Source organism: Streptomyces sp. SM1, assembly GCF_002910825.1.
Lineage (GTDB): Bacteria > Actinomycetota > Actinomycetes > Streptomycetales > Streptomycetaceae > Streptomyces > Streptomyces okerensis.
The window spans coordinates 1,829-12,509 of record NZ_NEUB01001046.1 but is presented as its reverse complement, the minus strand read 5'-3'; the positions used below and the strand labels follow the sequence as shown (position 1 = coordinate 12,509).

The following is a 10,681-nucleotide window of genomic DNA, read 5'->3' as shown; positions in this document are numbered from 1 at the left end:
GGCAGTCGTGCCGCTGGGGCGGCACGGGTGGGCGCGACGGCACCCCGCAAGCGCCGGGCTGCGCGAACACCCCCCGGACCACCCCCACACGCGTCGCCCCCGCGCTCACGGGCTGAGCGCAACTCCCCCCCGTCACGCCGCGCAGCGTCACGCCGCCCGAGCCGTCGGCACCGGCTCCACCGAATGCAGGGAACCACTCACCCCCAGATCCGCGAGCACCGCCGCCGCGGCCCGGTGCGCCGAGTGCAACGCCCCCTGCACGGACCCCGTGTCCCGGTGGTCACCGCACACGTACAGCCCCGCCAGCAACCGCACCGACCGCCGCAGATCGTGCGGCGGACGCATCGCCGGCACCGCCTCCGCGGTGTGACGCACGGCCAGCGTCTCCCAGCGCGCGGTGGGCACCCCGTACAGCCGGGCCAGATGCATGCGTACGGCCGTGTCGACCCCCGGCGCCGGAACACCCAGCACCGTCGACGTCACCAGCGTGCGGCCGGCCGGCGCCCGGGACGGGTCGACCCGGCTCACCACGGCCGTGTGGGCGACCGGCCCGCCCCGGTCGGCGTCCAGCAGCAGCGAGGCACCCGTGGCCGGCGGCTCGTCCGTCGTGTGGTGCACCACCGTCACCGGGTGGAAGCCCGGCACCCGCAGCCCCGGCAGCAGTTCGGCGGCGGCCCGCGCACCGGTCGCGACCAGCACCGCGCCGCACCGGAACTCGCCGTGCTCGGCGGTGGTGACCGAGGTCGTCGACACGGACGTGACCCGCACACCCGTGTGCACCGTGCCCGGCGGCAGCGTCCGCGCGAGCTGCTGCGGCAGCGCCTCCGCGCCGCCCTCCGGCAGGCACAGCCGCCCGCTCGCGAAGGCGTGCAGCGCGAGGTCCGCGCACCGGCTGGAGGTGGTGAGATCCGGGTCGCACAACAGCGCGGTGAGCAGCGGGCGCAGGAAGCCGTCGATGGTGCGGGCGGGCAGCCCCCGCGCCACCAGCGCCTCGGCCGCGGGAAGTTCGGGCCGGGACAGCAGCCGTTCGACGGGCGTGCCCGCGAGCCTGGTCAGCGCGGCCCCCAGCCGTGCCTGATCGACCGCCGTGCCCAGTGGAGCGCCGCTGCGGCTGCGGGGCACGGACACCTGCCGCCCCGGTACGGCCACCGGCCTTCTGGGACCGCCCCCCGGCCGGGGGGCGCCCGCAAGGGCGCGCACCGCGTGAAGTGCGCCCCTCGCGCTGCGCGCCCCTCTCTGCTGGACGCCGGCGCGATGGTGCCGCCCGTCGCTGTGCAGCAGCACGCCGGGGTCGAAGGGCCGCAGGACCAGCCCGTCGAGCCCCGGGGCCCGCCGCAGTTCGGGGTAGGCCGTGGACAGCAACCGTCCGACCCTGTCGAGCCGGAAGCCGTCGACCGTCTCGGTCGCCATGCGACCGCCCACCTCATGGGCGGCCTCCAGGACGACGGTGGTGACTCCTGCGCTGGTCAGCCGTCGTGCCGCGGAGAGTCCGGCGATCCCGGCTCCCACGACGACGACGTCCGCCTGGTACGTGGGCTCAAGCACGTGCCCCTCCTCGAGGTTGCGCGGGCGCTGGAGACGTCATGCCCTCAACAGGCCCCAGGAATACCCGAGTTCTGCTCGAGGTTAGGGCCGTGATCGGTCACCGGGTCAGTCGCGCACGGGCAGAGCACGGGCGCACGGCGGTCGCATACGCACGCCGTACGGGCACGATGTGGTCGCAGGGGAGTCAGTGTCGGAGCGGTTCGGGCGCGATACGGTCGCGTGCGGTCACAGTGCCGCCCGCACCGCCCCCTCGATCCCGGGGAACGCGAACCGGAAACCCGACTCCAGCAGCCGCGTCGGCACCACCCGGGCGCTGCCCAGCACATCCCCGGCCAACTCGCCCAGCACCGTCCGCAGCACCGGGGCGGGGACCGCGAACACCGCCGGCCGGTGCAGTACGTGTGACATCGCCTCGGTGACCTCGCGGTTGGTCACCGGCTGGGGGGCCGTCAGGTTGAACGGGCCGGACAGCCCGTCGGTGTCGAGCAGATGACGCAGCGCCGCCACCTCGTCGTGCAGCGCGATGAACGACCAGTACTGGCGTCCGTCGCCCAGCCGCCCACCCAGACCGGCCCGGAAGAGCGGGAACAGCCGGCCCCAGGCCCCGCCCCCGCGCGCCACCACCAGACCGGTCCGCGCGAACACCGTCCGCACGCCCGCCTCCCGCGCGGGCGCCGCCGCACCCTCCCACTCCACGCACACCCGGGGCAGGAAGCCCTCACCGGGCGGCGCGCTCTCGTCGACCGTACGGTCACCGGTCTCGCCGTAGTAGCCGATCGCGCTGCCGTTCAGGAACACCCGGGGCCGTACGTCCCCGGCCAGCCCGGCGACCGCCTCGGCGAGCGCGGCCGTGCCCCGCACCCGGCCGGCGCGGATCCGCGCCTTGTAGGCGTCCGTCCAGCGCCGGCTGCCCACGCCCGCCCCCGCCAGGTTCACCACCGCGTCGCACCCGGCGAGCCCGTCCGCGTCCACGGTCCCCCGCTCCGGGTCCCACCGGACCTCGTCCGCCGCCCCGGGCGCACGCCGGACCAGCCGGACCACCGTGTGCCCGTCCGCCGTCAGGGACCGCACCAGGGCACTTCCGATGAGCCCGGACGCCCCGGCCACCGCGATTCGCGAACGTTCCATGGCGTCCATCCTGCCCTTCCCGGCCCGGGAATCACGGAACCGGCCGCCCGGCCCGCCGTACGGTGCCCCGCATGCCCGAGCCGCCCATACGCGTCGCCCGCGCCGGCGGCGAGGGAGAGCTCGCCCTTCCCGACCGTGTGACGTGGTCCCGCCGGCACGCCGTGACCCCGCCGCCGCGGCCGCCGTAGGGCTCTCCTTCTCCAGCGAACCGGCCCGCGACAGGCACGTACGGCAGATCCAAGGCCTCGCCGACGCCCGGGAGGCGCGCGGGACCGTCGTCGGCGCGTACGCCGACGACGTCTGACGGGCCGGTCGCCGGCCCGACCTGCCCTGCGCGTCGGTCCGACCTGCCCTGCGCGTCGGTCCGACCTGCCCTGCGCGTCGGTCCGACCTGCCCTGCGCGTCGGTCCGACCTGCCCTGCGCGCCGGCCCGACCTGCCCTACGAGGCCAACGGATCACCCGTGTGCACCGGCGCCGTCGCGTCCGCCGCGCGCTCGGCGTCCTCCGCGACCTCGTCCGCCGTCAGCACGTAACCGGTCTCGGCGTCCGTGGTGGAACGCGCGAACACCACGCCGAACACCCGTCCGTCGGTGGTCAGCAGCGGGCCGCCGGAGTTGCCGGGGCGGACGGTGGAGCGGATCGCGTAGATCTCGCGGGTCACCGACGCGTCGTTGTAGATGTTCTGCCCCCGGGCCTGGATCCGGTTCGCCACCGTCGCCGCCTGCAGGTTCAGATCGCCGTCCTGCGGATAGCCCGCGACCACCGCCGAATCGCCGCGTCCCGCGTCGTCCACGAACTCCAGCACCGGGGCCCGCAGATCCGGCACGTACAGCACGGCCACGTCCTTCTGCGGGTCGAAGAGCACCACCCGCGACTCGTACGTCCGCCCGACCCCGCCGACCCGCACCGTCGGCTCGTCGATGCCCGCCACCACATGGGCGTTGGTCATCACATGTTCCCGCGCGTACACGAACCCGCTGCCCTCGCGGCCCTGCGCGCCCGCGACACCCTCCACCTTGACCGTGCTGCGCTGTGCCGCGCGGGTCGCGGCCGCGGTGACACTGTCCCCGGAGGGCTCGGCGACCTCGGCGGTCGACTCGTTCTCGAACGGGTTGAACACCTGCGGGAAGCCCGCCTCGGTCAGCGCCGACGTGGCCCCGGAGAACCAGCCCGGAGTGGTTTCCGGCATCACGTCCTGCACCGTGTCCAGCACCCGCGAGTCCCGGATCGCCGACGTCACCGGCGGGGAGGACGACACCCCCAGCACGCTCGCCACCACCCACGCCACGATCAGCACGGCCACCGAGTTGGCCAGCGCGCCACCGATCCCGTCGGCCACCCGCAGCGGGCCCCGGTCCAGCTCCCGCCGCAGCCTGAGCGCCAGCCGCCCCGCCAGCTCATGGCCCACCACGGCCGGCAGCAGCACCGTGAACACGGCCGTCACCGTCGCCCGGGTCGTCCCGGCCGTCACCAGGTCCATGACCCACGGCAGGATCCACACACCGACGACCGCACCGCCCACGAAACCGGCCAGCGAGACACAGCCGGCCAGCAGTCCGCGCCGGTAACCGGACGCCGCGTAGGCCAGGACGACCAGCAACAGCAGGATGTCGAGCAGTGCCACGCACGCCGCCTTTCTCTCGGGACCACCGACCCATCAATACGGGGCGGAAGGGCCCGGTGATCAGCCTCGCGCGGGGCGGCCGCCGGAATGCGGCCACGCGCGTGCACTGGGGAAAACGTCACCGACCGACGCAATGGTTCCACCGGGTGGCACAGCACATATCGCGGACCCCGCCGATCGGACCCACAGTGAGACCATGCGTGTCACCGGACGACCGCGCGGAGCGCGGAAACGCCGCCCGTCCCGGATACCCGGCGGGCCCGGCTCCCCCCGGCTGCCCCGAACCGCCACGGCGGCGCTCGGCTGCCTGCCGGGCCTGGCCGCCGCCGTCTCCCTCGTGCTCTGCGCCTACGGCGTCGAGCGGGCCGCCGGCTCCACCGGCGCCGCTGCCGCCGTCCGGACCACACCCGCCTTCCAGGCCCCGCGGCCGCCGATCGTGCCGCGCGCGGTCTGGCTCGGCGACAACGCCCGCGAACAGCCGCCTCCGCGCTACGACGCCGAGGTCGTCGCCGTCTTCGTCCATCACACCGACTCGCCGAACGGCTACGACTGCGCGGACTCGCCCGGCATCATCAAGGGCCTGTACGAGGGCCAGACCCTCGGCCGCGACTGGGACGACCTCGGCTACAACTTCGTCGTCGACCGCTGCGGCACCATCTACGAAGGCCGCGCGGGCGGCACCGACCGCCCCGTCACCGGCGCCCACACCCAGGGCTTCAACCACGGCACCACCGGCATCGCCGCCCTCGGCACCTTCACGGAGGGCGCGGACGTACCGTCCGGGATGCTGGACGCGATCGCCGCACTGTCCGCCTGGAAGCTCGGCACCTCCGGCACCGACCCGCGCGCCGAGGTGCGGCTGGTCTCCAGCAACGGCGGCAGCCGCTACGCGGCCGGCACCACCGCCACGCTGCACGCGGTCGCGGGACACAGCGACGGCTACATGACCAGCTGCCCGGGCGCCGCTCTGAAGGCCCGGCTCCCCGACATCAGGACCCTCGCGGCCCGCCTCCAGGGCCGCGACACCACAGAGCAGGCCACCTGGAAGGACACCACCGACGACACACACGACGCCCCGAAGCAGAACGTCACACAGAACGAAGAGCAGACGTCATGAGCGACACCCCTGATCGAAGTACCACCTGGGCGGACGTCCTGCGCCGCCCCTGGAGGGCGCTGTGCGCCGCGGCGGCCGTCGTGCTGGGCCCGACGGCCCACACCGCCTCCACCCTCATGCAGGCCAACGCCGCCCCCCTGCGCCACACACCGAGCCCGCACCGACGCCTGTGACCCCCCGGGCGCCCGCCGCAGCCCTCGCTTCGATCCGCCGGACGGTCCCCTATTCCCGGAACCGCTCCCAGAGGCGCGGATAGCGTTCGGCGAGCAGTGCCTCGTTCTCGAAGCCGAGCGGTGTGCCCTCCGGCTCCTCGGGGGCCGGAGGGAGCCCCAGATCGGGTGCCACCGCCCCGGTGAGCTGCTCGTACGCCTCGTCCGCCGCGTAACCGAGGTCCTCGCCGTCGCCGTCGATCTCCTCGTCGAAGTCGTCGTCGAGCAGGTCGGCCAGCGCGTCCGGGTCGTGCAGCGCGCCCTCGAAGACCTCGCGGCCCTGGCCGATCAGCCAGCAGCGGAAGTAGTCGAAGGCGTCGTCGCCCGCCCCGTCGAGGAGCACCCACGCGGCGCCCCACAGGTCCCAGTGGTAGGCGCGGTGGTAGCGGGACTCGAAGTGACGGGCGAAGTCCAGGACCGACTCGGGGTCCCGGCGCAGGAGCCGCTCCACGAGCAGGTCGGCCTGCTCCTCCGGGTCGCCCTCGGCGTCCTCCCGGGCGGTGTCCACCAGCTCCCAGAACTCCGTCTCGTCCATCACGCGTCAAGCATCGTCCCTGCGGTGGCCGGACGCACCCGCAGTGCGGTGTCGTCTCCGGGCGGTGGCGGGGCACCTGGGCTTCTTCTGCTCGTTCGCGTCCTGTCCGCCGGGGCGCTCCCGCCCGGAGCCTCTTCGGTCTCCTGTTCCCCTCGGGCCTTCTTTCGCCCCGCCGCCCCTTCCCTCCCCCACTCTCGGCTTCGCTCGAGCGGGAGGTACCCCCATCGTCCCCGGGGGCTCCGCCCCCGGACCCCCGTTCGCGCAGTTCCCCGCGCCCCTGGGTCCCTGGCCCCTATCCGGCGTCGTGCGGAGTGCCGGGCGGGGGTGTCGGAGTCGGTTGTGTCGCCGGTGTGGGGGTCGGGTCGGGTGACGACGGTGTTCGGCCGCCGAGGGGGGCGCGTGCCGCCCTGGGGTGTTCCGCGGCTAGCGTGGCCGGTACAGCTCCGTCAGCCGGGCCGCCTGGCCCGCGAACCGCTCCCGCAGGGCCGCCGGTGCCAGGACCTCGGCCTCCGGCCCGAGTGCCGTCAGCTGTGTGTGGGCGACCTCCTCGGACTCCACCGGCAGGGTCACCGTCACCCGTCCGTCCTCGTCCGGTCCGCCCGCCCGGGCCAGCGCCTCCCGGGCGGACAGCGGGTCCACGGCATGCGGGAGCCGGCGCACGCCCTCCGCGGAGAGCCGCACCACCACCTCCGCCCGCAGGATCGAGCGGGCGAACTGTTCCGCCCGCTCCTCCCAGAACGCCGGCAGATCGAACTCCTCCGCGCGGTGGAAACGCTCCCCGCCCGCGTCCACCGCGCTGAAGCGGTCGATCCGGTACACCCGGAAGGACCCCTGCCCCGCCACCCGCGCGCACAGGTACCAGGTGCCCGCCTTGAGCACGAGCCCGTACGGCTCGAGCTCCCGTTCCACCTCGCTCTCGCCGCGCCGGTAGCGGGCGGTGATCCGCCGGTCGTCCCACACGGCGTCCGCGACCGCCGGGAGCAGTCCGGGCGTCGCCGGCTCGCTGAACCAGCCGGGGGCGTCCAGATGGAAGCGCTGCGCCGCCGTGCGGGAGGCGTCCCGGAGGGACGGCAGCAGGGCGGCCGACACCTTCAGGCGGGCCGCCGAGGCCGCGTCCTCCAGCCCCATCTCGCGCAGCGCCCCCGGCACCCCGGACAGGAAGAGCGCCTCGGCCTCACCGCGGGCCAGCCCCGTCAGCCGCGTCCGGTAGCCGCCGACCAGCCGGTAGCCCCCGATCCGCCCCCGGTCCGCGTACACCGGCACGCCGGCCTCCGACAGCGCCTGCGCGTCGCGGGTGACGGTCCGCTCCGACACCTCCAGCTCCCGTGCCAGCTCGGCGGCGGTCATGGAGGGCCGGGACTGGAGCAGCAGCACCATCTTGATCAACCGGGCGGCACGCATGCGCCCATCATGCAAGAGACCCCCGCCGGGTGTGACGGGGGTCCCTGCGGCGATCAAGCCCTCCAGGCCGTCAAGCCCTACAGGCCGTACTTCTCGCGCGCTTCCTTCACGGCCGCGCCCTTGACCTCGCCCCGCCGGGCCAGCTGGGCCAGGGCCGCGACGACGATGGACTCGGCGTCGACACCGAAGTGGCGGCGGGCCGCGTCACGGGTGTCCGACAGACCGAAGCCGTCGGCGCCCAGCGACGAGTAGTCCTGCTCCACCCACTGCGCGATCTGGTCCGGGACCTGGCGCATGTAGTCGGAGACCGCCAGCACCGGGCCCTCGGCGCCCTGGAGCGCCTGCCGGACGAACGGCATCCGGTCCTCGCCGCGCAGCAGCGCCTCGTCGGCCTCCATGGCGTCGCGGCGCAGCTCGGTCCAGGAGGTGGCGGACCACACGTCGGCGGCCACGCCCCACTCCTCGGCGAGCAGCTGCTGCGCCTTCAGCGCCCAGTGGATCGCCGTACCGGAGCCGAGCAGCTGGATGCGCGGGGCGTTCGCCGCCGGGGACAGTCCCGCGGACTCCGCCGTGCTGAAGCGGTACAGGCCCTTGACGATGCCTTCGTCGACACCGGCGGCCGACGGCTTGGCGGGCTGCGGCACCGGCTCGTTGTAGACCGTCAGGTAGTAGAAGACGTCCTGGTCCTCGCCCGGCCTGCCCTCGCCGAACATCCGGCGCAGACCCTCCTTGACGATGACACCGATCTCGTACGCGAACGCCGGGTCGTAGGTCAGCGCCGCCGGGTTGGTCGCCGCGATGACCGGGGAGTGGCCGTCGGCGTGCTGGAGGCCCTCGCCCGTCAGCGTCGTACGGCCCGCCGTGGCGCCGACCAGGAAGCCGCGGCCCATCTGGTCGCCGAGCTGCCACATCTGGTCGCCGGTGCGCTGCCAGCCGAACATCGAGTAGTAGATGTAGAACGGGATCATCGTCTCGCCGTGCGTCGAGTACGACGTCGAGGCGGCGACGAACTCGGCCATGGCGCCGGCTTCGGTGATCCCCTCGTTGAAGATCTGGCCGTTCTTCGCTTCCTTGTAGTACATCAGCTGGTCGCGGTCGACCGGCTCGTACGTCTGGCCCATCGGCGAGTAGATGCCGAGGGACGGGAAGAGGCTCTCCATGCCGAAGGTGCGGGCCTCGTCGGGGACGATCGGCACCCAGCGCCTGCCGGTCTCCTTGTCGCGGACCAGGTCCTTGACGAGGCGGACGAACGCCATGGTGGTGGCCACGTTCTGCGAGCCGGAACCCTTGTCGAAGGCGGCGAACGCCTTGTCGGCGGGCTGCGGCAGGGGCGCCACCGGGTGCACCCGGCGGGCCGGGGCCGGACCGCCGAGGGCGGCGCGGCGCTCCTGGAGGTAGCGGACCTCGGGGGAGTCGGCGCCCGGGTGGACGTAGGGCACCACGCCGTCGACGAACTGCGCGTCGGACACCGGAAGTTCCAGCCGGTCGCGCATCTCCTTGAACTGCTCCACCGTCAGCTTCTTCATCTGGTGGTTGGCGTTCTTGGACGCGAAGCCCTCGCCGAGGGTGTGGCCCTTGACGGTCTGCGCCAGGATCACCGTCGGCGCGCCCTTGTGGGCGAGCGCGGCCTCGTACGCGGCGTGGACCTTGCGGGCCTCGTGGCCGCCGCGCGAGAGGTGGAAGCACTCGAGGATCTTGTCGTCGCTCAGCAGCTTCGCCATCTCGGCGAGCGCCGGGTCCTTGCCGAAGAAGTCCTCGCGGATGTAGGCGGCGCCGCGCGTCTGGTACGTCTGCACCTGGGCGTCCGGTACCTCGCGCAGCCGGCGTACGAGGGCGCCGGTGGTGTCGAGCCGGAACAGCTCGTCCCACGCCGTGCCCCACAGCGTCTTGATGACGTTCCAGCCGGCGCCGCGGAACTGGGCCTCCAGCTCCTGCACGATCTTGAAGTTGGCGCGGACCGGTCCGTCGAGGCGCTGCAGGTTGCAGTTGATGACGAAGGTCAGGTTGTCCAGCTGCTCGCGGGAGGCGAGGGTGAGCGCGGTCGTCGACTCGGGCTCGTCCATCTCGCCGTCACCGAGGAACGCCCAGACGTGGGAGTCGGCGACGTCCTTGATGCCGCGGCTGGTCAGGTAGCGGTTGAAGCGCGCCTGGTAGATCGCGGAGATCGGCCCGAGGCCCATCGACACGGTGGGGAACTCCCACAGCCAGGGCAGCCGGCGCGGGTGCGGGTACGACGGCAGTCCGTTGCCGCCCGCCTCGCGGCGGAAGTTGTCGAGCTGCTCCTCGCCGATCCGGCCGTCGAGGAAGGCGCGGGCGTAGATGCCCGGGGAGGCGTGGCCCTGGATGTAGAGCTGGTCGCCCGAGCCGTCGCCCTCCTTGCCGTGGAAGAAGTGGTTGAAGCCGGTCTCGTAGAGCCAGGCGGCGGAGGCGAAGGTGGCGATGTGGCCGCCGACGCCGTACTTGCTGCCCCGGGTCACCATGGCGGCCGCGTTCCAGCGGTTCCAGGCGGTGATCCGCTGCTCCAGCGCCTCGTCGCCGTCCACGGCGGGCTCGGCGGAGGTGGGGATGGTGTTGACGTAATCGGTCTCGAGGAGCTTCGGCAGCGCGATGCCGGCTCCCTCGGCGCGCTCCAGGGTGCGGCGCATCAGGTACGCGGCACGGTGCGGCCCGGCCGCCTGGGTGACGGCGTCCAGGGAGGCCTGCCACTCGGCGGTCTCCTCGGGGTCACGGTCCGGGAGCTGGTCGAGCTCGCTCGGCTGGATGGCGTTGGGGTCGGTCGTCATGTCGCCGCCTTCCTCAGTCGAAGGGGGGGTGCCCTAGGTCTTTGGCAGGACAGGGCGGAGGGCTCGGGTGAAAGCCCAACGGTGACCATAACTCCCTGATCGATGATCGATCAAAGGGTTCAGGGTAAAACCTCTCGATCCCGAGAAAGTCGGCACGCGGTGCCTCCGGCGGTGGCACGGGGTGACTGTCCCTTCGGGGAGTTTGCGCAGGTGAGGGGGTGTGTGCGCAGAAGAGCTCGGGCTGTTCTGCGGTACGGCGGCTGCGGGCCCGTCGTGGCCGATCGCGCAGCAGCCGTCCGCTTCGTACCGCACCACCTGGCGCACGCCGCCTCCGGCGC

The 10,681-nt window shown here is 73.6% G+C and carries 9 protein-coding genes; 3 read left to right on the top strand and 6 right to left on the bottom strand.

What is annotated here, in order from left to right; translation table 11 throughout:
• Positions 1-147: 147 nt before the first annotated feature.
• Together B9S61_RS39255 and B9S61_RS39250 are read right to left on the bottom strand one after the other, a co-directional pair.
• Positions 148-1,545 (bottom strand): NAD(P)/FAD-dependent oxidoreductase, encoded by a 1,398-nt coding sequence (locus tag B9S61_RS39255; RefSeq protein WP_103546510.1) that lies wholly within the window; start codon positions 1,543-1,545, stop codon positions 148-150.
• Between the two features lie 225 nt (positions 1,546-1,770).
• Entirely contained in the window at positions 1,771-2,673 is a 903-nt protein-coding gene (locus B9S61_RS39250) for a TIGR01777 family oxidoreductase (RefSeq protein ID WP_103546511.1), read from the bottom strand.
• Between the two features lie 142 nt (positions 2,674-2,815).
• On the opposite strand from B9S61_RS39250, the gene B9S61_RS41370 reads away from it, so the two are divergent.
• Positions 2,816-2,977 (top strand): hypothetical protein, encoded by a 162-nt coding sequence (locus B9S61_RS41370; RefSeq protein WP_181007743.1) that lies wholly within the window; start codon positions 2,816-2,818, stop codon positions 2,975-2,977.
• 136 nt (positions 2,978-3,113) lie between these two features.
• Here the strand turns inward: B9S61_RS41370 and B9S61_RS39245 are convergent, their stop codons facing one another.
• Positions 3,114-4,298 (bottom strand): MarP family serine protease, encoded by a 1,185-nt coding sequence (locus B9S61_RS39245; RefSeq protein WP_103546509.1) that lies wholly within the window; start codon positions 4,296-4,298, stop codon positions 3,114-3,116.
• Positions 4,299-4,494: 196 nt separating this feature from the next.
• Here B9S61_RS39245 and B9S61_RS39240 point away from each other — a divergent pair, with 196 nt between their 5' ends.
• Both B9S61_RS39240 and B9S61_RS41365 read left to right on the top strand, forming a co-directional pair.
• Entirely contained in the window at positions 4,495-5,415 is a 921-nt protein-coding gene (locus tag B9S61_RS39240; RefSeq protein WP_360388838.1) for a peptidoglycan recognition protein, read from the top strand.
• The gene (locus tag B9S61_RS41365; RefSeq protein ID WP_181007742.1) at positions 5,412-5,588 is read left to right on the top strand and encodes a hypothetical protein; all 177 of its coding nucleotides are present in this window, start codon (positions 5,412-5,414) and stop codon (positions 5,586-5,588) included. The genes B9S61_RS39240 and B9S61_RS41365 overlap by 4 nt, the downstream gene beginning before the upstream one ends.
• 49 nt (positions 5,589-5,637) lie before the next feature.
• Here B9S61_RS41365 and B9S61_RS39235 read toward each other — a convergent pair whose 3' ends face one another.
• The 3 genes from B9S61_RS39235 to aceE all read right to left on the bottom strand — a co-directional run bounded on the left by B9S61_RS39235 (position 5,638) and on the right by aceE (position 10,343).
• Complete coding sequence (locus tag B9S61_RS39235; RefSeq protein ID WP_103546506.1) at positions 5,638-6,159, bottom strand: DUF4240 domain-containing protein; 522 nt, start codon at positions 6,157-6,159, stop codon at positions 5,638-5,640.
• A 423-nt stretch (positions 6,160-6,582) separates the two neighbouring features.
• Positions 6,583-7,560: a YafY family protein gene (locus B9S61_RS39230; protein WP_103546505.1), complete on the bottom strand. Its 978-nt coding sequence runs from the start codon at positions 7,558-7,560 to the stop codon at positions 6,583-6,585.
• 77 nt (positions 7,561-7,637) lie between these two features.
• Positions 7,638-10,343 carry a pyruvate dehydrogenase (acetyl-transferring), homodimeric type gene (gene aceE, locus B9S61_RS39225; protein WP_103546503.1) on the bottom strand — a complete coding sequence of 902 codons (2,706 nt, stop codon included), beginning with the start codon at positions 10,341-10,343 and terminating at the stop codon, positions 7,638-7,640.
• Between the last annotated feature and the right edge of the window lie 338 nt (positions 10,344-10,681).

Bases quoted from the DNA above. Each gene is read 5' to 3' on its own strand.
- B9S61_RS39240 (WP_360388838.1), top strand. From the start codon at position 4,495: ATGCGTGTCACCGGACGACCGCGCGGAGCGCGGAAACGCCGCCCGTCC.
- B9S61_RS39250 (WP_103546511.1), bottom strand. From the start codon at position 2,673: ATGGAACGTTCGCGAATCGCGGTGGCCGGGGCGTCCGGGCTCATCGGA.
- B9S61_RS39235 (WP_103546506.1), bottom strand. From the start codon at position 6,159: ATGGACGAGACGGAGTTCTGGGAGCTGGTGGACACCGCCCGGGAGGAC.
- B9S61_RS39230 (WP_103546505.1), bottom strand. From the start codon at position 7,560: ATGCGTGCCGCCCGGTTGATCAAGATGGTGCTGCTGCTCCAGTCCCGG.
- aceE (WP_103546503.1), bottom strand. From the start codon at position 10,343: ATGACGACCGACCCCAACGCCATCCAGCCGAGCGAGCTCGACCAGCTC.
- B9S61_RS41365 (WP_181007742.1), top strand. From the start codon at position 5,412: ATGAGCGACACCCCTGATCGAAGTACCACCTGGGCGGACGTCCTGCGC.